Raw genomic sequence first — 23985 nt, 5'->3', positions numbered from 1 at the left:
CTCAGGCCGCCTCGCCGAACGACGACTGGATGATTTTTTCCTCCGTCAGTTCGTCGCGACGAAGGTTGGCGACAATCCGGCCGTTCTTGAACACATAGATATGGTCGCAATTGTCAAGCTCTTCGGTTTCGGTGGTGTACCAGAGGAAAGTGCGGCCATGGCGAGCCTCCTCGCGCACCAGGTCGTAGACTTCGAGCTTGGTTCCGATGTCGACGCCGCGCATCGGATCGTCCATCAGCACGATCTTGGCGTCGGAGCCGAGCGCCCGCGCGAACAGCGCCTTCTGCTGGTTGCCGCCGGACAGCGAGAAGATGTTGTTGTTCATGTCGGGCGTACGGATGCCGATTTTCCGCTGCCACAACTCGGCGAGCTCGGCTTCGCGCTGCGGCGAGATCAGGAGGCCGTTGCGCAATCGCGCCAGCGAACGGATGCCGATGTTCTCGGCAATCGACCACTGCGGAAAAATCCCGTCCGACTGGCGGTCGCCGGCAACCAGCGCCACCGGCGCGGTGACCTCGATGCCGGTCCTGGCGCGGGAAGCCGCCGCAAAGATAGCCAGCAAAAGATCGGTCTGCCCGTGCCCGGCAAGTCCGGCAAGGCCGATGATCTCACCGGCACGGGCGACGAGCTCGTTGCCGTCCTGCTGTCGCGCCGGCCGCGCCCGGACCCGCAGCGGACCGGGCTCCGGCTTGCCGCTCGCAATCTCTGCGGCGGCCTTCTCGCGTGCCTCCGCTCCGCCCATCGCCGTCACCAGCCTGTCGCGGTCGAATTGATCGGCCTGCCCGGCGGCGACGACCTTGCCGTCGCGCATCACGACGATGCGGTCGGCATTTCCGAGCACTTCGCCGAGCACATGCGAGATCAGGATGCAGCTCTTGCCGGCGGCTACGAAGCGGCGCACGAACGCCAGCAGCTGGCCGGCGGTATGCGCATCGAGCGAGGATGTCGGCTCGTCGAGGATGACCAGTTCGAGCGGCTCCTGCGTGACCGTGAAGGCGCGCGCCACCTCCACCATTTGCCGGCTGGTGATGGAAAGATCACCGACGATGTCGGATGCCGAGATGCTGTGGCCGGGGAATATCTCGTCCAGCTTGGCGGCGATCAGATCGGCCGCCTTGCGCCGCCAGCCGAAGCCATTAAGCGACGCGTGGTTGATCCGCGTGTTCTCGGCGACGCTGAGGTTCGGGCAGAGCGATAGTTCCTGGAAAACACAACGGATGCCGAGCTGCTGTGCGCGCGGCACCGAATAACTTGCCTCGACACCGCCGCGGACCGCGATCTGCCCGCTGTCGGGGGCAAGCGTGCCTGCCACCATATGCATGAGCGTCGATTTTCCGGCGCCGTTATGGCCGACGAGACCGACGCATTCTCCGGCACGAACGCTGAAATCGACACCGGCGAGCGCCTTGACGGCGCCGAAATGTTTTTCGGCTCCGTCCAGTCTTATGATGTCCAAACTGACGGCGCCGAAAAGCTTTTCGGCGCCGTCCGGCATGAGGATGTCTGCATTGGCCTCGGGCATCCCTCAACGATACCCGGTTATCCGTGGCGGCAACAATAGTGCCATGCTCACTTGATGTTGGCCTTGATCGCGGCGATGGCGTCTTCCTGCGTGTATTCGTGGCTGGCGACGCCGCCCTTCGGAATCTTCGGCAGCGCGGCCTCGAAATCATCCTGTGTGAAGGCAAGATAGGGAACCAGCAAGTCGTGCGGCACGTCGGTGCGGCCGTCGAGCACCTGCTGCGCCACCCAGAAGGCAAGCGTCGATACGCCGGGCGCGATCGATGCCGACCAGGTCTGGTAACCGTCCTTGTCCTTCTGCTCCTTCCACCACTGCAATTCGTCCTGGCGATTGCCCATGATGATGGTCGGGCGCGGCTTGCCGGCGGCGGCGAAAGCCTGCGCCGCGCCGTAGCCGTCACCGCCCTGGTCGACCACCCCGACAACATCCGGCAGCGACGGCAGGATCGTTGCGACGGCTTTCTGTGCCGTTGTCTGGTCCCAGTCGCCGGTCACCGAGCCGACGATCTTGAACTCGGGATGGGCAGCGACACCCTCGAGGATGCCGGCGTGGATGGCGTCGTCGATCGAAGTGCCGGCGAGACCGCGGATTTCCAGGAGATTGCCGCCCTTGGGCTGGAACTTGGCCATCTGCTCGACTTCCTGCTTGCCCATGTCCTTGAAGTCGACGACGACGCGGTAGGCGCAGGGTTCGGTGACGATGCCGTCGAAGGAGACGACGACGATGCCGGCGTCGCAGGCCTGCTTGACGGCGCCGTTGAGGGCATCCGGAGACGCCGCGTTGATGACGATCGCGTCATAGCCCTGCAGGATCAGGTTCTGCACTTGCGCTGCTTGCGTCGGCACTTCCTTGTCGGCCGTCGTGAAGACGTCCGCGGCGCCGACCACCTTGTCGGCAACCGCCTTCTTGGTGACGATGGCGTAGCTGTCCAGCATCGCCTGCCGCCAGGAATTGCCGGCGTAATTGTTGGAGAAGGCGATTTTCTTGCCGCTGGTGTCGGCAAGCGCGGTGCCCGAGGCGAGCATCGCCGCAAGGGCGCCCAAAACGAATATTTTCTTCATGTCATACTCCTCCCGTGAGTTGCTGTCTTACTGGTGGCTAATGGCTGGCTGATGGCTGATACGCTCACAACGCTGTTTTTTATCGCAACATGATGATATGGGCGACACTACGCTGAAATTATCAGACAAATGCAGATGGGCGACAAGCTGTCAACAGCAATCCATGGCCGGCGATCAACTTGCGGTGCAATCATTGAAAACGGTTCGGCTCCTGGTCTAGGGATGGCACTGGAGACCGATTTGAATGGCAGCGAACCTTGCCCCGGGTGCACCCGGCATTCCGGCGCGCTGGACCTCGAGCGCCAAGAGCGGCGTCGGCACTGCGCTCTCGCCGGCCTGCCCGATCTGGTTCACCATCAGTCACGGCATTCTCAACGAGATCTACTATCCCCGCCTCGACAGCGCCTGCACCCGCGATCTGGGGCTGATCGTCACCGGACCCGACGGCTATTTCTCGGAAGAAAAGCGAGACGCCGAGCACAGCATCGAACCGCTCGAGGACGGGGTGCCTGCCTATCGGCTGGTCAACACCGCGGCCGATGGAAGCTATCGGATCCAAAAGCGGATCATTACGGATCCGGAACGTCCCGTCGTGCTGCAAGAGATCATTTTCACGCGGCTCAAAGGCGCGGCCGCCGACTACCGCGTCTACGCGCTGCTGGCGCCGCACCTCGTCAACGCCGGCATGGGCAACACCGCCTGGATCGACGGCCATGAAGGACAGCCTGTCCTGTTTGCATCGGGACGCGGCGTCTGCCTGGCGCTCGCCTCGTCGCTGCCGTGGAAGGCGTGCTCGGCCGGCTATGTCGGCGCCTCCGACGGCTGGCAGCAGCTTCGTCAAGGCGGCCGGCTCGATCCGGCCTGCCGCAGGGCCGAGGATGGCAATGTCGCGCTGACCGGCGAGATCGGCTTTTCGGCCGCGAATCCAAAAATATTGCTGGCGCTCGGCTTCGGCACGACACCGCAACAGGCGGCGGAAACCGCTTTTGCCAGCCTGAGGCAAGGTTTTGAGCCCGCGGTCAGATCCTATGGTCAAAAATGGCGCCAATGGCAGGCCGGTTTGCTGCCGCTGGACCGGCAAGCGGCGTTCGGCCTCAATCCCTACCGCATCAGCACTGCGGTGCTGGCGGCACACCGCTCGTCGACCGGAGCAGCCGTCGCCAGCCTGTCGATCCCGTGGGGCTTCAACAAGGGCGACGACGATCTGGGCGGCTATCACCTGGTCTGGCCGCGCGATCTGGTCGAAACCGCCGGCGGTTTCCTCGCCGCCGGCGACCCGGCGGAAGCCTTGCGCATCCTTGGCTATCTGCGCTCGATCCAGCAGCCGGACGGGCATTGGCCGCAGAACGCCTGGCTCGACGGTTCGGCCTATTGGCCGGGCATCCAGATGGACGAATGCGCCTTCCCGCTGCTGCTCGCCGACGCGCTGCGCCGCGCCGGGCATTTGCCGCCTGCGGTACTCTCCTCCTTCATGCCGATGATCGAGCGCGCGGCCTCCTAATCGTGCGCAACGGCCCCGTCACCGGCGAAGACCGCTGGGAAGAGGACGCCGGCTACAGCCCGTTCACGCTTGCCGTCGAGATCGCCGCATTGCTAGCGGCTGCGGACATGTTCGATGCCGCCAGCAAAACAGAGCCGGCAAACTACCTGCGCGAAACCGCCGATGTCTGGAACGATCAGATCGAGCGCTGGACCTACGTCGCCGGTAGCTCCTCGGGCGATGAAGCCGGCGTCGAGGGCTACTATGTCCGCATTGCGCCGCCCGACAAAGCCGGCGCGGCATCGCCGAAAGACGGCTACGTCCCGATCAAGAACCGCCCGCCGGCCGATACGGACCGGCCGGCCAAGGCGATCGTCAGCCCCGACGCGCTGGCGCTGGTCCGTTTCGGCCTCAGGGCGGCCGACGATCCGCGCATCCTCGACACGGTCAAGGTGATCGACGCGCAATTGCGTTGCGAGCTGCCGCAGGGGCCGCTCTGGTACCGCTACAACGGCGACGGCTACGGTGAGCATGCGGACGGCGCGCCCTTCGATGGAACCGGCCAGGGCCGGCCCGGGCCGCTGCTGGTCGGCGAGCGCGCGCATTACGAGCTGGCGGCGGGGCGCAAGGACAAAGCGGCAAGCCTGCTCGCGACGTTTGAGGGCTCCGCCGGGCCGGGCGGCCTGCTGCCGGAGCAGGTCTGGGATGGTCCAGACATGCCGGAGCGCGAATTGCGGCATGGCGGCCCCTCCGGCAGCGCCAAGCCGCTGGTTTGGGCGCATTCCGAGCACATCAAGCTGCTGCGTTCGCTCCGCGACGGCGCCGTCTTCGACATGCCGCCACAAGGCGTCAAGCGCTATATCGAGGGCAGAACGGTGTCGCGCCTCAGGGCATGGCGCTTCAACCACAAGATCCGTACCATCCCGGCAGGCAAGGCGCTGCGCATCGAAGTTCTGGCCCGGGCGGTGGTTCATTGGAGCAGCGACAATTGGGCTACCGTCCATGACACCGGGACCGCCGCGAACCTTTTCGGCATCTATCTCGCGGAGTTGCCGGTTGCCGACGCCGCTCCGGGCAATAGCATTGTCTTCACATTCTTCTGGTCCGATGCCAGCCGTTGGGAGAATGTCGACTTTTCCGTTGGTATCGACGATGCGTCACAGCCACTAGATCATCGATCCCTCAAGTAAGGCAGGACGAGACCATGCAGATAGGAATGATGGGACTGGGCAGGATGGGCGCCAACATGGTTCGGCGCCTGCTGCGCGATGGCCACGAATGCGTCGTCTACGACATCAACCCGGCGAGCGTCGCGGCGCTTGTGACCGCCGGCGCGGTCGGAGCCGCCTCGATGGAGGACTTCGTCGGCAAGCTGACGAAGCCGCGCAGCGCCTGGCTGATGCTGCCTGCGGCGATCACCGGCCGGATCGTCGACCAGGTGGCCGCCCTGATGGAGCCCGGGGACATCATCATCGACGGCGGCAACTCCTATTATCATGAGGCCGTCGACCACGCCGCGCGCCTGGCCTTGAAAGGCTTGAGCTATGTCGATGTCGGCACCAGCGGCGGCGTCTGGGGCCTCGAGCGCGGCTACTGCCTGATGATCGGCGGCCCTGACAGCGCGGTCCAGCATCTCGATCCGATCTTCGCCACGCTGGCGCCCGGCGCCGACGCCGCTTCGCCTGCCCCCGGCAAGGACGCCGGAACCGCTCCCTTCGGCTATCTGCATTGCGGGCCAAGCGGCGCCGGCCATTTCGTCAAGATGGTCCATAACGGCATCGAATATGGTGTCATGGCCGCCTATGCCGAAGGCATGAACATCCTGAAGTCGGCGAATGCCGGCAAACGGCAGCGCACCGCCGACGCCGAAACCAGCCCGCTGGAAAACCCGCAATATTACCAGTTCGACATTGACATCGCCGAAGTGGCCGAGGTCTGGCGGCATGGCAGCGTCATCGGCTCGTGGCTGCTCGACCTGACGGCAGGCGTGTTGAAGGCCGATTCGGCGCTGACGCAGTTCGGCGGACGGGTATCGGATTCCGGCGAAGGCCGCTGGACGCTGAAGGCGGCGATCGACACCGGCGTGCCGGCGCCGGTGCTGTCGTCGGCGCTGTTCGACAGGTTCTCCTCGCAAGGCGAATCCGAATTCGCCGACAAGCTTCTGTCCGCCATGCGCTATGCCTTTGGCGGTCATGTCGAAAAACCGAAGGCCGGCTCGTGACGGGCGACAGGGAGGCACGCCCATGAGCCAGGAACGGTCCGACACGCTGGTGCTTTTCGGCGCCACCGGCGATCTCGCCCACAAGAAGATCTTTCCCGCCCTCTACGCCATGGTGGCCAAGGGAACGCTGAACGAGCCGGTGATCGGCGTCGCCTTCGATCCCTGGGACCTCGCCAAGCTGCAGGCGCGCGCCCGCGACGGTATCGTCAATGCCATCGGCAGCATCGACGAGAAGATCTTTGCCAGGCTTGCCTCGCTGCTTCGCTATGTCAGCGGCGACTACCGGGCGCCTGCGACCTTCGAGAAGCTGAAGACCGCGCTGGGCAGCGCTGAGCGGCCGCTGCACTATCTGGCGGTGCCGCCGGCCATGTTCGAGGTCGTCGTCCAGGGGCTGGAGCAGTCGGGCGCCGCCCAGGGCGCGCGCCTGATGGTCGAAAAGCCGTTCGGCCACGATCTGCAATCGGCGCGCTGGCTGAACCGGGTGCTGCATCTGGTCTTCGACGAAAAGTCGATCTTCCGCATCGACCATTATCTCGGCAAGGAGGCGATCCAGAACCTGCTCTATTTCCGCTTCGCCAATTCCTTCCTCGAGCCGATCTGGAACCGCAATTACGTCGAGAGCGTGCAGATCACCATGGCCGAGGATTTCGGTGTCGAGGGGCGCGGCCGCTTCTATGACGAGGTCGGCTGCATCCGCGACGTCATCGAAAACCACCTGCTCAACATCCTCTTGCTGCTCGCCATGGAGCCGCCGGTCGGCCGCTCGGCCGACGATCTGATCGACGAGAAGGTGCAGGTGCTGCGGGCGATTCGGACGCTGACCAGGGACGATGTCGTGCGCGGGCAGTTCGACGGCTATCTCAACGAGCCGGGCGTGGCGCCGAACTCGCCGGTCGAGACCTTCGCGGCGGTGCGCTTTTTCGTCGATACCTGGCGCTGGCAGGATGTGCCGTTCTTCATCCGCGCCGGCAAATCCCTGCCGGTGCACGCCACCGAGGTCATCGTGCGGCTGAAGCGGCCGCCGCTCGACGTCTTCGATCCGATCAAACCCGGCGAATGCAATCACGTGCGTTTCCGCATCGATCCGCAAGTGGCGATCTCGATCGGAGCCCGGCGCAAGGCACCCGGCGACGACATGGTCGGCGAACAGGTCGAGCTCACCGCGTTGGACGACAGCAAGGGCGACATGCCGCCTTACGAGCGGTTGATCGGCGACGCCATGAACGGCAACGGCCAGCTGTTCACCCGCCAGGACGCCAGCGAACTCGCCTGGCGCATCGTCGGTCCGGTGCTCGGCGACACCACGCCACCCCCTGTCTACGCGCCAAAGACGTGGGGGCCGGCCGAAGCCATGGCTGGATTCGGGCCGCCGAACGGCTGGATCAATCCAGCGAAATGATTTCTGGGAGGCGAAAGCGATGGCCAAAGCGGTGAAGCGACCGGCACCCGACGCTGAACAGATCGTGCTTGCGATCGACATCGGCGGCTCGCACGTCAAGATCCGCACCAGCGCCGGCGCAGAGGAGCGCAAGACCGCTTCCGGACCGGAGCTGACGCCGCAGCAGATGGTCGCTGCGGTGAAGACGCTCGCCGAAGGGCTGCACTACGATGTCGTCTCGATGGGCTATCCGGGTCCCGTGCACCACAACCGGCCTTTGACCGAACCGGCCAATCTCGGCAAGGGCTGGGTCGGCTGCGATTTCGCCGCTGAGTTCGGCAAGCCTGTGAAGGTCGTCAACGATGCGCTGATGCAGGCCGTCGGCAGTTATGAAGGCGGCCGCATGCTGTTCCTTGGCCTCGGCACCGGCCTGGGGGCCGCGATGATCGTCGATAACGTCGCCCAGCCGATGGAGCTTGCCCATCTTCCCTACAAGAAGCGCGGCAGTTTCGAAGACTATGTCGGCGAACGCGGGCTGCAAAAGCGCGGCAAGAAGAAATGGCGCAAATACGTCTTCGACGTCGTCGACCGGCTTCGCACCGCCATGCAGCCGGATTACGTGGTCATCGGCGGCGGCAATGTCGATGAACTCACCGACTTGCCCGCCGATTGCAGACGCGGCGACAACACACGCGCCTTCGAAGGCGGATTTCGACTGTGGCGCGACAAATCCCTGATTATCTGATATTGCTGATTGTCTGATATTATCGAGCACCGGCTCAGGGTTGTTAATCCCGCGCTGCCGTTAGTATTATTATTCAAAATAATGTGTGACGTGGCGCGGCGTCATTGCATTGCGCAGATTTGCCGACTAGGAATTTCTGCGACCCCCACGGACGGAGAGATAGATTGACCGACGACAACAACAACGCTCGCAAAGACATCGACCTGCTCGAGCTGACCGCCCATATCGTCTCCGCATATGTCGAGAAGAACCGCTTGCCGGCTTCCGGCCTCGGCGATCTCATCGCCAGCGTCAGCGCTTCCATAGGTGGGCTGGGGCAACCGGCAGTGCCGGTCGCCGCGCCGCTGACGCCTGCCGTCAATCCCAAGAAATCGGTGACGCCGGACTACATCATCTGTCTCGAGGACGGCAAGAAGTTCAAATCCTTGAAGCGCCATATCGGCGTTCATTTCGGGCTGACGCCAGACGCCTACCGCGCCAAATGGGGCCTGCCGTCGGACTACCCGATGGTCGCTCCCAACTACGCGGCCTCGCGTTCGCAGCTGGCCAAGGCGATCGGCCTCGGCCGCAAAGCCGCCCCGCCCGCGCCCGTCAAGAGCCGGAGCAGGAAGGCCAAGGCGACGGTTTGATACCGTTAGATCGAGCGGGATGCACATTGAACGCGTTCCGCTGGTCGGTCTGTTTGTGTTCGGCGGAAGCTGCGACGCTCGAAGCTCACGGCATGGCATCCTAGGGTCTGCGCCGCGTCGCTTCGCTCCTTGCTCGGCCCTAGGACGAAGGTAGGATGGCTGAAGGCTAATCGCTGATGTCGGAGAGTGGCAGCGCGTCCGGTGTATCGGACGACGATTGATGGCGAATTACAAGTTTTCGAGATTAGCCGAACACCCTCCGTTCGTCATCCCAGGGCGGAGCAAGGAGCGAAGCGACGCGGCGCAGACCCTGGGATCCATGCCGTTACCTCGCGGCAGTGCGCCTGCGGACCGGAACCGTACGCTACCACCCCGTCCCGCGAAAAAGCTCGAACCACTCAGGGTTGGTCTTCTCGATCAGCTCGATCTTCCATCGGCGTGGCCAGCGCTTCAGCGACTTCTCGCGCTGGATGGCGTCGACAATGTCGAAATGTTCCTCATACCAGACCAGACGCTGCACACCGTAGCGGCTGGTGAACCGCGAGCCCTCGCCGGATTTGTGCTCCGGCATGCGGCGGCCGAGATCATTCGTAACCCCGATATAGATCGTGCCGCGCTTCTGGCTTGCGGTCATATAGGTATAGCCGGTCATGGTTGAAGGGTAGCTGGCGCCGGTGCCGACGCAAGTGCCGTTCTGAACCGTTGCATTCTTCGGCAGATGCAATGGCATGGATCCCAGGGTCTGCGCCGCGTCGCTTCGCTCCTTGCTCCGCCCTGGGATGACGAAACGAGAGGTGTTTCGGCTAATCTCGAAAGTTTGCGATCTGCGATCCGCCGCCATCCGCTTGTTATCTGCAAGAACGAAATTGTTGATCCAGGCCGGATTTTTGCGCGCGCCTCCGGCCGAACTGCGTTAAAGGCTTTTTTGGCCGGACCAGCGCCCATCGTGGAAGTGCCCCGCCGGCCGACATCGCCGCCACGGGGCCTTATTCCATGACCGCAGAATCCCAAGTACCATCCGACCAGCGCTATGCCGCCTTTCGCCACCGGCCGTTCCTGAGCTATTGGGCGGCGCGCTTCCTCTCGACATTCTCCACCCAGATCGTGTCGGTCGCCGTCGGCTGGCAGATCTACGATCTGACCCGCGACCCGTTCGACCTCGGCCTTGTCGGCATCGTCCAGTTCCTGCCTTCGCTGCTGCTGGTGCTGGTCACCGGCGACGTTGCCGACCGTTTCGGGCGCCGGCTGATCATGGCGCTGGCGGTGCTGGTCGAGGCGGGCTGCGCCTTGGCCCTCCTGCTGCTGACGCTGCGCGGCCTCTCCGGGCCGATGCCGGTCTTCATCGTGCTCGCCATGTTCGGCATTGCGCGCGCCTTCTTCGGGCCGGCCTCGTCATCGCTGTTCGCCAATCTGGTGCCGCCTGAGGATTTCGCCAACGCCATCGCCTGGAACTCTTCCGCCTGGCAGACGGCAACCATCGTCGGGCCGGTCGCCGGCGGCCTGCTCTACGGGCTTTCGGCCGAAGCTGCCTACACCACAGCGGCCGTGCTGATGCTCATTGCCGCCGTGCTGATCTTCACCATCCCGAAACCTGCCCAGCGCAGCAGGACCGACAGGCCGACGGTACAGACCCTGTTCGCCGGCTTCGGCTATATCTGGAGCGAAAAGATCGTGCTCGGCGCGATTTCGCTCGACCTGTTCGCGGTGCTCCTGTCCGGCGCCTCGGCGCTGCTGCCGGTCTACGCGCGCGATATCCTCGAACTCGGCCCGTGGGGGCTCGGCCTGTTGCGCTCGGCGCCCGGCGTCGGCGCCATCTGCGTCGCCATCTGGCTGGCCGGACACCCGATCCGCAACCATGCCGGCCTTGTCATGCTCGGCTTCGTTGCGCTGTTCGGCGCGTTCACCGTCCTGTTCGGCCTCTCGACCATCACCTGGCTGTCGATCGCTGCTCTCGCCTTGCTTGGCGCCACCGACATGTTCAGCGTCTATATCCGCGAGACGCTGATCCAACTGTGGACGCCGGACGACGTTCGCGGCCGCGTCAACGCCGTCAACCAGGTGTTTGTCGGCGCCTCCAATGAGCTCGGCGAATTCCGCGCCGGCACCATGGCCGCGCTGATCGGCACGGTTCCGGCCGTGGTGGTCGGCGGTGTCGGGGCGATCGCTGTTGCCGGGCTATGGGCGGTGCTGTTCCCGCAGCTGCGCAAGGTGCGTCATCTCAGGGGGCGAAACTGATTACCGCAGCGCCGGCTTGCCGAAAATCATCGGCAGGAACTCGCCGAGCCAGCGCTTGAGGTGCATGTCCCAGATCAGCCGGCCGCCGAGATGGTCGCGGCCGGGCTGTGCGCCGGGCAGTTCGAAGCGGTGCGCGCCGCGCACCACCCAGCGCTGCATCATCGCCCGGGTCAATTCGCCATGGAACTGGATGCCCCAGGCATTGTCGCCATAGCGGAAGGCCTGGTTGGGATAGGTTTCGGCCGTCGCCAAAAGCGTCGCGTCCTTTGGCAGCGAAAAGCCCTCGCGATGGAATTGATAGACCATCTCCGGCCAATGCATCAGCCTGCTGCCCGCTTCGGTCGCCTTAAGCGGATACCAGCCGATTTCGACGAGGCCCTCGCCGTGGCCCTCGACCCTGCCGCCAAGATGCTTGACCAGCATTTGCGCGCCGAGGCAGATGCCAAGCAGCGGCCGGTTCTCGTTGAGCGGAATTTTAAGCCAGTCGGTCTCGCGGCGGACGAACTCGTCGCCGTCATTGGCACTCATCGGGCCGCCAAACACCACTGCGCCGGCATGGCCATCCAACGTCTGCGGCAAGGCCTCGCCGAGCGGCGGTCGGCGGATGTCGAGGTCGAAGCCTTCCTCGATAAGCATATGGCCGACCCGTCCGGGGCTCGAATGCTCCTGATGCAGCACGATCAGGATCTTTGGTCTCGGGCTTGGCTTGGGCGGCATTGGAAGGCTGGACCCTGTCTATTCGTCGCTTGACGTTCCGGCAGCACCAGGAGCCGCGGCGGCCGCCTTGAGGCGCGCCTCGACACGGTCGCGACGTTCGACGCCGATCAGCTCGGCGACCCGCCAGACGGTATTGTCCTCGAGTTCGTGCAGCTCGCCATCGGCATAGACGATCTCCCACATCAGACCGATGAAGGCCTTTCGCGCCTCGGCGTCGAGATGGCGCTTGAGCACGCTGGTGAAGGCGTAGAGGTCGATCGCCTCATTGTCGGCCCGCTCGCCGGCAGCCGCCAACGCGTCGAGTTCGTCGCCGCTGATCGAGTAGCTTTCCGCCAGCACCTTCTTGAACCGCTCCCATTCGGTATCCTGGCGCACCCCGTCGGCGTTCATCACGTGGAAAAGCAGGGCGGACGCGGCAACGCGCGGATCGTCGGCGCTGGGGCTGGCGCCACCACCGGACGGCAGATCCCTTAGAAACGACAAAACGCGTTCGAACATTAAATCATTCCCAATAAGCCCGGGTCCACTCGACCCTTATCAGAACAAACGAAACCGGCGCGTCGATTTGTCCGCCGCGTCGTCGGGATCGACGCCGGGATCGTCGGGCAGCCGCGTCAGCTCCTGCGCCGGCTCGACGGCTTCGGCATCTTCCGGCACTTGGGCAAACGCCGCCGCGGTAATTGGTGTCACATGATCCTCGGCGGCACGGTTTTCCGTCCTCACTTCGGTCGCTGTGCCCGGTGTCTCGGCAGCAACGGCTGTGTGCTCGATCGCCTCGGCTGTTTCCTGTACCGGTTTGGCTGGAGCCGCGATGGCCGGCATCGGTCCCTCCGGAGTCTCTTCATGGCTGTCGATCAACTGGCCGAGCCGCTCCATCGGCGCCCGCCATTCGAATGCGTCGAGCCTGCCGGTGATCGGCGATACCGGAGCCCAGCGTTCGGAGACGACGCCGTCGGCGACCCAGGCCGGGTCGCGCGGCGCTCTCACCGCCTTCGACAGCAACTGCCGCACCTTGCCCTGGTCACCGCTCTCGGCCTCCTCGATGTCGGCCAGCAGCAGATAGGCGCCTTCGCGGCGATCCATGCGGATGGCGGCTTCCGCCTCGCGGCGGGCGGTTGCAAAATCTTGCGCATCGAGCGCGGCGCGCGCCACGGCAAGCGAGGCCTCGGCATGGTTCTTCTTCAGCTCCTGCAGCTTCTTTGCCCGGTTCAGCCGGTCGAGCACGGCATCGCCCGGCCGGGCATGGACATAGAGCTCCGCGATCTCCGGGTGCGGCTCGGCCTTCCACGCCGCCTCGAGGATTTTCGAGCCTTTGCGCACGTCGTTCTGCCGAAACAGCAATTTCGCCGCGACGACCGCCGCCGGTGCGAAATCCGGCCGCAGCCGGTTGGCTTCGAGCGCCGCCGCCCTTGCAGCATTGGCATCGCTGTCGATCAGCGCCTGCGCCTTGGCAGTCAGCAGCACGGCGCGACGCCGGTTGGCCGCATCGCGCTCGATCTGCCGGGTCGACTTCTGGGCATCGACCAGTTTCAGCGCGCCATCCCAGTCGCCACGCCCGGTCAGGTCTTCCAGCGTCGATTCGGCCGCCCAGGCCAGTTGCGGCGCCACCGCCGCGGCCCGGCCCGCATAGTGGCGGGCTGCGTTGCGGTCGCCGAGCCGCTCGGCCTCGAGATAAAGCCCGCGCAGGCCGAGCAGCCGCATTTCGGGATCATCGAGCATGGTCTCGAACTTTTCGCGGGCGCCTTCATGGTCGCCTTCGAGCAGCGAGGCCTGCGCGTCGAGCAGCTGGATCAGTGGCTCCTGATCGGAGCGGATCAGCTTTGCCGCTTCCTTGGTCTTCTTGCGGGCGAGCGCGCCGTCACCGGCGCCGGCGGCGATCATCCCGGTCGACAGCGCCTGGTAGCCGCGGTCGCGGCGACGCACGCGGAAATAGCGCGAGATCGTATAGGGGCTGTTCCACAGCGCCTTGACCAGCCACCAGACGATCATCACCGCGGCAACCACGGCAACGACCGCCACCGCGGCGACCATCAGGCTGACCTGGTATTGATAGCCGTTGAAGGTGACGAGCATTTCGCCCGGCCGGTCGGCCAGCCAGGCGAAGCCGAGCCCGAGCGCAAAGACGGCGGCAAGGAAGGCGAGGATGCGGATCATTGGGTTCCTCATGCCTTCATCGCGCCGGCGATGAGCGAATCGATCTGCGTCTCGACCTCCATCCGCGCTTTCAGCTTGCCGGCAAAGTCGGCGCCGGCGGCCTTGGCCGCCTCAGGCAGGGTTTCGTATTCGCTGAGCGCCTTGGCGTAGTCGCCCTGGTTGACCGCGACCTCCATGCGCGCGACGGTTTCCGGAACGCCAGTGCCTTCGACGGCGCCGATCGGCCTGACCTTGACCAGCGATTCGGCGCTGGACAGCAGCTTCTGCAGGATGCCGGCATTCTGGTCGATGGGCGTCGCGGCAGCGACCATGGCGTTGGCGGCGGCGTCCGCTTCGGCGGCAATCTCGGAGCGCATCGGGACGCCCTTTTCGGCATAGGTGCGCAACGTCGCGATCTCGGGTGCATCGGGTGAGATCGCGGCAAAGGTTTCGAGTTCGGCGGCGAACGGTGCACCACGGTCGAGCGCTGCCTTGAGCGCCGAAGCGGCAATGGCCAGTGCGATCTTCGGCTGCGAAGCCTGTGCATCGACCTTGCCCGAGATCTGTGAAACCGACTGTTCCAGGGCCGCAAGCCGGCCTTCCTGCGCCTTTGCCGTGTCGCCGGCCGATTTCACCAGCGCATCGAGCGCGGCCAGCCTTTCGTTGAGCGGGCCGAGATCGACCGGCGCCGTGCCGCCGGCCTTGCCGAGGGCCGCAACCGCCGTCTCGATCTGCCTTACCTTGTCGCCAAGTGCCGCCAGGCCGGCATTGTCGCCGGCACCGCCTTGCTCGACCGCCGACTTCAACGTCGCAACGTCCGCCCTCACCTGATCCAGCGCCGCCGACAGCCCGTCCACCTTGGCCGATGCGTCATTGTTGGCGCCGGCCTGTCTGAGGTCCGCGACCTCGCGTTTCAGCGAAACGATCTCACCATTGACCGCGTCGAGCGACACGCCGCCCGACCCCGGCGCACCGAGCAGGCCGGCAAATTGCAGCCCGCCGGCCGCGGCGAGGGCGATGACGCCGCCGATAATACCGGCGGCGATGCCGTTGATGCCGCTTCGCTTCGGCTGCGCTGCCATATGGTCGTCCCTCGTCTCAGCTGTCTTCTCGCCGGAACCTGGGATCCCCGGTTCGTTGGCCCCGGTTCCTCTGGATGCATCTTCGAAACTGTAGTCGGAAACCGTGGAGCGCCCGGCCGGCGCATCCGAACCGGCGGGATAAGGGGTTTCCGCTTCCCTGGCAGAATCGACGCCGGCGTCCGCCGGCTCTTGCGTGCCGGCCGGCGCGGCTGCGTCGGCATGTTCCCATGGCTCGAGATCGGTCTGGTCCGCATGCACCGGCTCTTCAGGTGGCTCCGGCTGCGAGGCGTTCGCCGCTTCCTCGGCCCGCGCCTCGTCGGTCTGCGAGGTCACGGCATCCTGTTCGTCGGCGACTCGCGAGACGGCGCCAGGCTCAAGCTCGATGGTCACCGGCTCACGGCGGCTCTTGGAATGCCGCATCTTCGGCGTCTTGACCATGCTCGGGCTCCGCAAAATTCGCTTCGGGATGGTTTGAAGGGTCTAGCACATCACCAAGCGGTGAAAAGGGGCGGCGTGATGACGCCACGGCTTGGAGTTCAGTTTTGGCAAAACGCCGCAGGGCCGAATCCACGTGTCAAGCCAAGGCCCATGCTCGGCACACAAAAAACCCGCCTCGGCGGGCGGGTCGTTGGAGCCAATTAGCACCATAACCAAATTAGTAGCATAGCTGCCGGCACAAAGCAAGAACAAAATGTGCCCCGAGCGCAGTCATCCACGTTGGCACTGCCCCTCATCGCCCTGCCGGGCCCTTCTCCCCGTACAGTGACGGGGAGAAGGGCTCTCACGAGTCTCGACGCTTCTTCTGCAACGCTGGAGGTTGGCGAAATCCTCGGCGAAGGCACCCTCTCCCCGTCACTATACGGGGAGAGGATGCCGGCAGGCAGGTGAGGGGCGGCGCCAACGTTTGGAACAAGCTGGCACAGAGCAGCGGCGGATGCCGGTCAGCGCGGCGCCTGCAAAAGTCCCAGCAGCGCATCCTCGCTGGGCTCAGGCGCAATCCGGATCTCGGCGACGTCGCCCAACGCCGCGGCGATGCGCCCCGATAATCCGAAAAAGCGCGTTTTTTCAAAAACACCACGCAGCGCCGGCCGGCTAGCCAGGGCCTGCATAGCGGTGGCCGCCTTGGCCGAATAGAGCAGCACCGCCTCGACCGGCTGGGCGGACAGGCGCGCAAGAACGGCCTCGTCGGAGTAATCCAGGACAACGGTGTCGTAGGTCTCGACGGCGCGGACCTGAACGCCCGACGCCAACAGCCCTTCCTCGAAGCCGGGAAATCGCACTCGCCCGCAGAGATAGACGATCGTCTGCCCCGCGTAACCGCCAGCAAGCGCATCGGCCAGCGCCTCGGCATTGCCCGGGCCTTCGCTGACCGACAGAAACCCGGCAGCGCGGGCGGCTTCCGCCGTCTTCCTGCCGACGGCGTGGCACGGCAAGCCGGCGAGCGCCGCGATGACCTCTTTCGGCGCATGGCGAACGGCATTGGCGCTGGTGACCGCGACCGCCGCGGCGTCAGCGAGCGCGCCGGCATCGACCGGCAGCGCCACGGTTCCGGTCAATGGCAGCAGGATCGGCTGAAAGCCGGCATCCGCAAGCCGGCGCCCCGTGCGCGACGCGCCCGGTTCGGGCCTCGTCACAAGGACGCGGAGCATGTCAGGTCCAGCCATCGAAGAATGTTTCGCCGGCCCTGGCCCGAACGGTCGCCGCGGCTTCCGCGCCAATGCGCGCCGCCTCCTGCGCCGGCCCTTGCAGCCTGACTTCATGCGACTGCGTGCCATCGGGCGAGATGATCAGCCCGGCAAAGGAAACCGTTCCGCCCGATATCGTCGCATGTCCGGCGATCGGCGTGCGGCAGGACCCGTCGAGCGCCGCCAGGAAGGCGCGCTCGCAGGCCAGCGCCTCGCCGGTCGGCCCGTCGTGGATCGCTGCCAGCATCTGTTCCACGTCGCGGTCTCCGATGCGGCTTTCGATGCAGATCGCGCCTTGCCCCGGCGCCGGCGGAAAGACCTCGAGCGGCATCAGGTCGGTGACCACGTCTTCGAGCCCGAGCCGCTTCAGCCCGGCATAGGCGAGGATGGTGCCGTCGGCGATGCCGTCGTCGAGCTTGCGCAGCCGCGTCTGCACATTGCCGCGAAACATCACCACTTCGACGTCCGGCCGCATCCGCCGGATCAGCGCCTGGCGCCGCAGCGACGACGAACCGACCCTGGCGCCTTGCGGCAGGCCGGCAATCGTTCGCGCCGCCTTGCCGATGAAGGCATCGCGCGCGTCTTCGCGCGGTAGGAACGCGGACAGTTCCAGCCCCTCGGGCAACAGCGTCGGCATGTCCTTCGACGAATGCACGGCGATGTCGATGCGGCGCGCCAGCAGCGCCTCCTCGATCTCCTTGGTGAACAGGCCCTTGCCGCCGGCTTCCGACAGCGGCCGGTCCTGGATGCGGTCGCCGCTGGTCGAGATGACGACCACCTCGAAAGCTTCCGCCGGCATGCCATGCGCCGCCATCAGTCGCGCCTGCGTTTCATGCGCCTGCGCCAGCGCCAGCGGGCTGCCGCGTGTTCCGATTTTCAAGGTTGTTTGCATGACGCGCCGTCCGTGATAACCCCCGGCAGGTTTTCGGGTTTTCTCCTATCGGGGAAAGGCCGACAGTACAATCTGTACGATTTTTGGACAGCGACGAATTGATCCGCGTTCTGGGCATCGAGACGAGTTGCGACGAGACCGCCGCCAGCGTGGTGGCGCTGGACGGTCGCAGCACGCCGCAAATCCTGTCGAACATCGTGCTCAGCCAGATCGAGGAGCATGCCGCTTTCGGCGGCGTCGTGCCGGAGATCGCCGCGCGCGCCCATGTCGAGGCGCTCGACGGCATCATCGAAGCAGCGCTCGCCGATTCCGGCGTCGACCTCGCCGATATCGATGCGATTGCCGCCACCGCCGGTCCCGGTCTTGTCGGCGGGCTGATCGTCGGCCTGATGACGGCCAAAGCAATCGCCGCGGCAGCCAAAAAACCGCTGATCGCCATCAACCATCTCGAAGGTCACGCGCTGACGGCCAGATTGATCGACGGGCTCGACTTTCCCTACCTCTTGCTGCTGGTCTCCGGCGGTCATACCCAGATCGTCGCCGTACGCGGCGTCGGCGACTACCAGCGCTGGGCGACGACGATCGATGACGCGCTTGGCGAGGCCTTCGACAAGACGGCCAAGATGCTCGGCCTGCCCTATCCGGGCGGACCGAATGTCGAGAAGGCGGCGGCAACCGGTGACGCGACGCGTTTCGCCTTTCCGCGCCCGATGAAGGGCTCGGTGCAGCCCGATTTTTCCTTCTCCGGCCTCAAGACCGCGGTGCGCCAGGCGGCAACCGCGATCGCCCCGCTGAGCGATCAGGATGTTGCCGATATCTGCGCCTCGTTCCAGGCGGCGGTGGCGGATGCGCTGGGCGACCGTGTTGCGCGGGCGCTGACCCGGTTCCGTCAGCAATTCCCGGACAAAGCCGAGCCTGCATTGGTTGTCGCCGGCGGCGTGGCCGCCAATCGGACCATCAAGGCGACATTGCAGAGTCTTTGCGAGCAGGCCGGGTTCAGCTTCGTCGCGCCGCCGCTCAACCTCTGCACCGACAATGCGGCGATGATCGCCTGGGCCGGCATCGAGCGCCTGCGCGCCGGCATATCAGGTGAAAACGCCGCCGATCTCGTGCCGCGCTCGCGCTGGCCGCTGGACAGCATCTCGGCCCCGATGGTCGGCTCGGGCCGGCGTGGGGCCAAGGCATGACCGGCAGCGAGCACAAGGCGCCAAGCGGCTGGCGCGTCGCCGTGCTCGGCGGCGGCGCCTGGGGCACGGCGCTGGCGCTGGCCACGCTGCGCGCCGGTCATTTCGTCCGCCTCTATGCGCGCGACCCGGAGACCGTCGCGGCGGTCGACCGTGGCGAAAATCCGCGCTATCTGCCGGGCATCGCGCTCGATCCCGGCATCGTGGCGACGAGCGACATCGAGGCGGCGCTCGACGGTGCCGACTGCGTTCTGGCGGTAGCGCCGGCGCAATCGTTGCGGATTATGCTGACGGCCGCGTCCAGCCATATGCCGAAAGGCGTCCCGCTGGTCCTCTGCGCCAAGGGCATCGAGCGCGACACCGGCGCGCTGCTATCGTCCATCACCGAGGAAATACTGCCGGCAAATCCGGTCGCCGCTTTGTCCGGCCCAAGCTTTGCCACCGACGTCGCCAGGGGCCTGCCGACGGCCGTCGTGGTCGCCGCCCGCGACGAGGCTCTGGCCACCGACCTTGCCGCCCGCTTTTCGGCGGAAAATCTGCGCTGTTATTCGAGCGACGATCTAATCGGCGTCGAGATCGGCGGCGCGCTGAAGAACGTCTTTGCCATTGCCGCGGGTGCCGTCACCGGCGCCGGGCTCGGTGCCAGCGCCCAGGCGGCGATGGTGACGCGCGGCTTCGTCGAATTGCGCCGCATCGGCGCCGCCTTTGGCGCCAAGCCGGAGACGCTGATGGGGCTTTCCGGCCTCGGCGACCTGCTGCTCACCTGCTCGTCCGCGCAGTCGCGCAATTTCGCCTATGGGCTGGCGCTGGGGCAAGGCAAGCCGCTTGCCGGCTTGCCTTTGGCCGAAGGCGTGCCGACGGCGGCAATCGCCGCCCGCATCGCCGGCGAGCGCCGGATCGACGCGCCGATCATCGCCGCCGTCGCCGCCATACTGGACGGCACCATAACCATAGACCAGGCTGTGTCGGCGTTGATGACAAGGCCACTCAAGACCGAAACCGACATGTGATCGCGAACGATTGCGGAGATGGAAAGATGCTGTTTGCGTTGATTTGCAAGGACAAGCCAGGAAGGCTGCAGGTGCGGCTCGATACGCGGCCCAAGCACCTTGCCTTCCTGGAAGGGCTGAACGGCGACAAGAAATTGGCCTTCGCCGGCCCGTTCCTCGACGCCGACGGCAAGCCGAACGGCACTCTCGCCGTTGTCGAGGCGCCTGATCTGGCTGCGGCAAAAGCCCTGTCGGCGGCCGACCCCTATACCAAGGCAGGGCTGTTCGAAAGCGTCGAAATCCGGCAGTGGAACTGGAGTTTCAACAAGCCGGCGGATATCTGATGCATGTCGCGCAAAAGTGTGCAGCGGTTTTGTGATAGCGACATGCATACAACAAGAACCTAAAGCGCGTCGCATGAGGCCGGTCGAACGCGACGCGCTTTTAGTCGCGGCGGCACCTGAGGAGGAGCAACACAATGAACTACTGGCTGTTCAAATCCGAACCTTCGGTCTTCTCCTTCGAGGACCTCAAGGCCAAGGGCAAGGCCGGCACGCAATGGGACGGCGTGCGCAATTATGCGGCGCGCAACAACATGAAGGCGATGCAGATCGGCGATCTCGGCTTCTTCTACCATTCCAATGACGGGCTGGACATCGTCGGCATCGCCGAAGTCTGCGCTCTGGCCCATCAGGACAGCACCACCGACGATCCCCGCTGGGAGTGCGTCGACATCCGCGCCTTCAAGGCCATGCCGAAGCCGGTGACGCTGGAGCAAGCCAAGGCCAATCAAAAGCTGGCCGACATGGCGCTGGTGCGGCTCGGGCGGCTGTCTGTGCAGCCGGTGACGCCGGCCGAATGGCAAGAGGTTTGCCGCATGGGCGGCCTGACGCCGGCGCCATGACGGCGCTGACGCCGGACAGCGCCAGGAAATTCATCCTCGACAACACGGCGCTGATGGCGCCGCCACATGTGCCGGAGATCCGCCTGCACCTGGCCGACGAGGCGCACGAACTGTGGCGGCGGACCGAGGACGAGCTGACCGAAATCGGCCTGCCGCCGCCCTTCTGGGCTTTTGCCTGGGCCGGCGGCCAAGGCCTTGCCCGCTACATCCTCGACAATCCGGCGGCGGTGCGCGGCAAGCGCGTGCTGGACTTCGCCTCCGGCTCCGGCGTTGTCGCCATTGCCGCGGTGAAGGCCGGAGCTGCCGAGGTGATCGCCGCCGATATCGACCCGTTCTGCGCGACCGCGATCCGCCTCAATGCCGAGGCAAATGGGACCGAGATAAAATTCCTCATCGGCGACTGCATCGGCAGCGATGCCGGCTGGGACGTGGTGCTGGCCGGCGACGTCTTCTACGACAAAACTTTCGCCGACAGGCTGATGCCGTGGTTCGCCCGGCTGAGGGCGCGCGGTGCCGACATTCTCGTCGGCGATCCCGGCCGCTCCTATCTGCCGAAGACCGGGCTGGAGCCGCTTGACGTCTACGAAGTGGCGGTGACCCGGGCGCTGGAGGACGCCGAGGTCAAGCGCACCACCGTCTGGCGCCTTGCTTGACGGCATCGCCGAACAGGCGTTCCATCGCGCAATCGACCGGAGGGAACCATGGATTTTTCAGCAATCAATTGGCTGGCGGTAATCGTCGCCGCCGTCGTGGCGTGGTTGTTCGGCGGGGCCTGGTACATGGGCTTGAGCAAGCCGTGGCTGAAGGCCGCCAAGCTTGATCCGGCGACGATGAGCAAATCGATGCTGCCCTTCGTCGTCTCCTTCATCGCGGAGCTCGTCATGGCGCTGGTCATGTCGCTGATCATCGGCGCCGTGACCGGCGGCGAGCCGAGCCTGCTTGCCGGGGTGATCTTCGGCTTCGTTCTCTGGCTGGGGTTCGTCGCCACCACGCTTTCGGTCAACCATCGCTACGAAGGTTTCGGCTGGGATCTGACGCTCATCGATGTTGGTCACTGGCTCGGCGTGCTGCTTCTCATCGGCGCGGTGATCGGCTGGTTCGGCGCGGCGGCGGGCTGACCGTCAGCTCGGGGTCCTGGCGATTTCCTCGAGAAGCCAATCGCGAAAGGCGACGATGCGCGGATCATTCGCCGCGGTCTCCGGATAGACCAGGAAATAGGCGAATTCGGGCGCGACCTTGATGCCGAGTTCGAACGGCCGGATCAGCCTACCTTCCGAAAGGTCGTTTGCCACCATGGCGAAATCGGCGAGCGCGACCGCGTTGCCGTCGAGCGCGGCCTGGACGGCATCCGTCGAGTTGCCGAACACGATGGTCCGGCTGTCGTCGAAATCGTCGACGCCCGCCGCCGCCATCCACATGCTCCAGTTCGGCCAGGTGACGCCCTGGCGCGACCACTCGATATGCGCCAGCGTATGATGAAACAGGTCGCGCGGCTCCTTGAGCGGCGGCCCGGCCCGCAACAGGGCCGGGCTGCAGACCGGAATGATAACGTTTTCGAACAGCCGGTGCGAGCGAAGCCCCTGATATTTGCCGGTGCCGAAACGGATGCCGAGATCGACGTCGTCGCGATCGAAGTCGCGCACCTCGTAGCTGATGTCGAAACGCAGCTCGATCGCCGGATGCTGCTTGCGAAAATCGTCGACGCGCCGCATCAGCCACTTCGTCGCGAATTGCGCATCGAGGGTGACCTTCAGCAGCGCCGATCCGCGTGCCGTCTTCTGCGCCCGTGAGACGGCCCGGCCAAGCAGGTCGAGCGCATCGGTCGAAGCTTCGAACAGCACCGCACCCGCCTCGGTCAGCCGGATCGTGCGGCTGGTGCGTGTGAACAGCACGATGCCGAGCTGATCCTCGATTTCCTTGATCTGATGGCTGACCGCTGCCGGCGTCAGGCCGAGCTCGTCGGCGGCGCGGGTGAAATTGAGATGCCGGGCCGCTGCCTCCAGCGTCCGCAGCGCACGGGTTCCAGGCAGCAGGCGCGCCATTAGTGCCAGACGAGGAGAGTTCGGTCGAGCATTCCAATTCTCAAAAAAAACTTGAAGATGCAGAAAAAACTACTCGTTTCCCGTTTTGATTTCAATCGGTCATGATCTGGTCATCGAAGAAACATCAAACCGGATTTGATGTCCGGAGAAGCGGATTGCACCATGTCTGACATCACCTTGCGCCCTGTTACCCTCCGCCCGGCCTGGCTGCGCGCCGTGCTTGACTGGTTTCGCTACGCAAAAATCGCGGTCAATCTTCCCTACGAGAATGTCGAGGATCTCTCTGATCGCCAGCTGCGCGACATCGGCGGCGAACGCAAGGACATCGCACGCGCCATGGACCGCGAACTCGGTCGGCTCGGCCTTCTCGACACGGGTTGGCAGCTGCCGAGGAAGCGCTAGGACGGTGTAGTGAGTAGTGAAGCTAAGCGGCGGGTCCGCGAATATCCTTCCCGACCAATTCGCTCACTATTCTTCCCTACCTTGCCACCCTTATCACCGTCCGTTCCGACAGCAGCGGCAGCAGCCGCGCCATGGTGCGAGCCGTTACCGCGACGCAGCCTTGCGTCGGCGTAAAGCCGGGGCGCGCCAGGTGGAAGAAGATGGCGCTGCCGCGCCCGCGCCGCCGCGGCACAATGTTCCAGTCCAGCACCAGGCAGGCGTCATAGAGATCGTCGGTGCGCAGCATCCGCTCATGGCTGGCGCCATAGGGGATTTTGACCGGGCGGTTGTAGTTGCGGTCCCCAGGCACTTCGCACCAGCCGAGGTCGCGGCCAATCGGCGTCATCGCGAGCCGCGTCCGGCGGCCGCCGGCAAAACGGTCGCCGCGAAAATATCCCGACAATATCCGCATCGAGGCAAGCGGCGTGGCGCCGTCGCCCTCGCGCTTGGCCGCCGAGATGCCGCCATGCCCCAGCGCACATGGAAACACCAGTTTGCCGGCCTGCAGAAAGCCTTGGCTGGCATGGCCTGGGCGCGCGCGCACGGTGAGCACGGCGAGCCCTTTCGGCAAAATTGCGCCGACTGCATTGCGATCGTGTTTTTTCTTGTATGATCGTGCCACGGAACAAATCACTGTGAACGGCT

Annotated in this window: 23 protein-coding genes and 1 pseudogene; 13 read left to right on the top strand and 11 right to left on the bottom strand. The window is 65.2% G+C overall.

From position 1 onward, the window contains the following. Position 1 precedes the first annotated feature (1 nt). Both NKJ12_RS03595 and NKJ12_RS03590 read right to left on the bottom strand, forming a co-directional pair. Positions 2 to 1495: a sugar ABC transporter ATP-binding protein gene (locus tag NKJ12_RS03595; RefSeq protein WP_352701422.1), complete on the bottom strand. Its 1494-nt coding sequence runs from the start codon at positions 1493 to 1495 to the stop codon at positions 2 to 4. Between the two features lie 74 nt (positions 1496 to 1569). Further along, positions 1570 to 2583, bottom strand: coding sequence for an ABC transporter substrate-binding protein (locus tag NKJ12_RS03590; RefSeq protein ID WP_352701268.1), 1014 nt, complete (start codon positions 2581 to 2583; stop codon positions 1570 to 1572). A 244-nt stretch (positions 2584 to 2827) separates the two neighbouring features. Here NKJ12_RS03590 and NKJ12_RS03585 point away from each other — a divergent pair. The 5 genes and pseudogenes from NKJ12_RS03585 to NKJ12_RS03565 all read left to right on the top strand — a co-directional run bounded on the left by NKJ12_RS03585 (position 2828) and on the right by NKJ12_RS03565 (position 9036). Further along, positions 2828 to 5253 (top strand): annotated as a pseudogene (locus NKJ12_RS03585) (glucan 1,4-alpha-glucosidase). Between the two features lie 14 nt (positions 5254 to 5267). Continuing rightward, positions 5268 to 6284 (top strand): phosphogluconate dehydrogenase (NAD(+)-dependent, decarboxylating), encoded by a 1017-nt coding sequence (gene gnd / locus NKJ12_RS03580; protein WP_352649406.1) that lies wholly within the window; start codon positions 5268 to 5270, stop codon positions 6282 to 6284. Positions 6285 to 6306: 22 nt separating this feature from the next. Further along, complete coding sequence (gene zwf / locus NKJ12_RS03575) at positions 6307 to 7683, top strand: glucose-6-phosphate dehydrogenase (protein ID WP_254817787.1); 1377 nt, start codon at positions 6307 to 6309, stop codon at positions 7681 to 7683. A gap of 19 nt (positions 7684 to 7702) precedes the next feature. Continuing rightward, complete coding sequence (locus NKJ12_RS03570; protein ID WP_352509110.1) at positions 7703 to 8407, top strand: ROK family protein; 705 nt, start codon at positions 7703 to 7705, stop codon at positions 8405 to 8407. Positions 8408 to 8571: 164 nt separating this feature from the next. Next, a complete protein-coding gene (locus NKJ12_RS03565; RefSeq protein ID WP_352509111.1) occupies positions 8572 to 9036 on the top strand; it encodes a Ros/MucR family transcriptional regulator in 465 nt (154 codons plus the stop codon). 364 nt (positions 9037 to 9400) lie between these two features. Here the strand turns inward: NKJ12_RS03565 and NKJ12_RS03560 are convergent, their stop codons facing one another. Beyond that, positions 9401 to 9688 carry a GIY-YIG nuclease family protein gene (locus tag NKJ12_RS03560; protein WP_352509122.1) on the bottom strand — a complete coding sequence of 96 codons (288 nt, stop codon included), beginning with the start codon at positions 9686 to 9688 and terminating at the stop codon, positions 9401 to 9403. 341 nt (positions 9689 to 10029) lie between these two features. On the opposite strand from NKJ12_RS03560, the gene NKJ12_RS03555 reads away from it, so the two are divergent. Beyond that, positions 10030 to 11271, top strand: coding sequence for an MFS transporter (locus NKJ12_RS03555; RefSeq protein WP_352479996.1), 1242 nt, complete (start codon positions 10030 to 10032; stop codon positions 11269 to 11271). Here NKJ12_RS03555 and NKJ12_RS03550 read toward each other — a convergent pair whose 3' ends face one another. From NKJ12_RS03550 to hemC, 6 genes are all read right to left on the bottom strand, one after another. Continuing rightward, positions 11272 to 11988 (bottom strand): glutamine amidotransferase, encoded by a 717-nt coding sequence (locus NKJ12_RS03550; RefSeq protein ID WP_292657163.1) that lies wholly within the window; start codon positions 11986 to 11988, stop codon positions 11272 to 11274. An 18-nt stretch (positions 11989 to 12006) separates the two neighbouring features. Then, positions 12007 to 12486, bottom strand: coding sequence for a tellurite resistance TerB family protein (locus tag NKJ12_RS03545; protein WP_352509112.1), 480 nt, complete (start codon positions 12484 to 12486; stop codon positions 12007 to 12009). Between the two features lie 39 nt (positions 12487 to 12525). Continuing rightward, positions 12526 to 14142, bottom strand: a complete 1617-nt coding sequence (locus NKJ12_RS03540) for a heme biosynthesis protein HemY (protein ID WP_352509113.1) — start codon at positions 14140 to 14142, stop codon at positions 12526 to 12528. A gap of 8 nt (positions 14143 to 14150) precedes the next feature. Continuing rightward, positions 14151 to 15641 carry a COG4223 family protein gene (locus tag NKJ12_RS03535; protein WP_352701267.1) on the bottom strand — a complete coding sequence of 497 codons (1491 nt, stop codon included), beginning with the start codon at positions 15639 to 15641 and terminating at the stop codon, positions 14151 to 14153. Positions 15642 to 16144: 503 nt separating this feature from the next. Then, positions 16145 to 16852, bottom strand: a complete 708-nt coding sequence (locus tag NKJ12_RS03530) for a uroporphyrinogen-III synthase (protein ID WP_352509115.1) — start codon at positions 16850 to 16852, stop codon at positions 16145 to 16147. A 1-nt stretch (position 16853) separates the two neighbouring features. Then, positions 16854 to 17780 (bottom strand): hydroxymethylbilane synthase, encoded by a 927-nt coding sequence (gene hemC, locus NKJ12_RS03525; RefSeq protein ID WP_352509116.1) that lies wholly within the window; start codon positions 17778 to 17780, stop codon positions 16854 to 16856. 101 nt (positions 17781 to 17881) lie between these two features. Between hemC and tsaD the strand changes: the two genes are divergently transcribed. From tsaD to NKJ12_RS03495, 6 genes are all read left to right on the top strand, one after another. Further along, positions 17882 to 18967, top strand: coding sequence for a tRNA (adenosine(37)-N6)-threonylcarbamoyltransferase complex transferase subunit TsaD (gene tsaD, locus NKJ12_RS03520; RefSeq protein ID WP_352509123.1), 1086 nt, complete (start codon positions 17882 to 17884; stop codon positions 18965 to 18967). Then, positions 18964 to 19974, top strand: coding sequence for an NAD(P)H-dependent glycerol-3-phosphate dehydrogenase (locus tag NKJ12_RS03515; protein ID WP_352509117.1), 1011 nt, complete (start codon positions 18964 to 18966; stop codon positions 19972 to 19974). The genes tsaD and NKJ12_RS03515 overlap by 4 nt, the downstream gene beginning before the upstream one ends. Before the next feature lie 26 nt (positions 19975 to 20000). Beyond that, complete coding sequence (locus tag NKJ12_RS03510) at positions 20001 to 20297, top strand: YciI-like protein (RefSeq protein ID WP_352509118.1); 297 nt, start codon at positions 20001 to 20003, stop codon at positions 20295 to 20297. 134 nt (positions 20298 to 20431) lie between these two features. Next, the gene (locus tag NKJ12_RS03505; RefSeq protein WP_352456302.1) at positions 20432 to 20857 is read left to right on the top strand and encodes an EVE domain-containing protein; all 426 of its coding nucleotides are present in this window, start codon (positions 20432 to 20434) and stop codon (positions 20855 to 20857) included. After that, positions 20854 to 21510, top strand: coding sequence for a class I SAM-dependent methyltransferase (locus NKJ12_RS03500; RefSeq protein WP_352509124.1), 657 nt, complete (start codon positions 20854 to 20856; stop codon positions 21508 to 21510). Before NKJ12_RS03505 ends, NKJ12_RS03500 begins: the two co-directional genes overlap by 4 nt. A gap of 48 nt (positions 21511 to 21558) precedes the next feature. Further along, the gene (locus tag NKJ12_RS03495; protein ID WP_352509119.1) at positions 21559 to 21975 is read left to right on the top strand and encodes a DUF1761 domain-containing protein; all 417 of its coding nucleotides are present in this window, start codon (positions 21559 to 21561) and stop codon (positions 21973 to 21975) included. 3 nt (positions 21976 to 21978) lie between these two features. Here NKJ12_RS03495 and gcvA read toward each other — a convergent pair whose 3' ends face one another. Then, positions 21979 to 22899, bottom strand: coding sequence for a transcriptional regulator GcvA (gene gcvA, locus NKJ12_RS03490; RefSeq protein ID WP_352509120.1), 921 nt, complete (start codon positions 22897 to 22899; stop codon positions 21979 to 21981). A gap of 162 nt (positions 22900 to 23061) precedes the next feature. On the opposite strand from gcvA, the gene NKJ12_RS03485 reads away from it, so the two are divergent. Continuing rightward, positions 23062 to 23301, top strand: a complete 240-nt coding sequence (locus NKJ12_RS03485) for a hypothetical protein (protein WP_254817801.1) — start codon at positions 23062 to 23064, stop codon at positions 23299 to 23301. A 76-nt stretch (positions 23302 to 23377) separates the two neighbouring features. On the opposite strand, the gene NKJ12_RS03480 is transcribed toward NKJ12_RS03485, so the two are convergent. Beyond that, the gene (locus tag NKJ12_RS03480; protein ID WP_352509125.1) at positions 23378 to 23914 is read right to left on the bottom strand and encodes a L,D-transpeptidase family protein; all 537 of its coding nucleotides are present in this window, start codon (positions 23912 to 23914) and stop codon (positions 23378 to 23380) included. Between the last annotated feature and the right edge of the window lie 71 nt (positions 23915 to 23985).

Source organism: Mesorhizobium sp. M0195 (assembly GCF_040322115.1).
Lineage (GTDB): Bacteria > Pseudomonadota > Alphaproteobacteria > Rhizobiales > Rhizobiaceae > Mesorhizobium.
The sequence above is the reverse complement of the archived record's forward strand: the minus strand, read 5'-3'. Positions and strand labels throughout refer to the sequence as shown.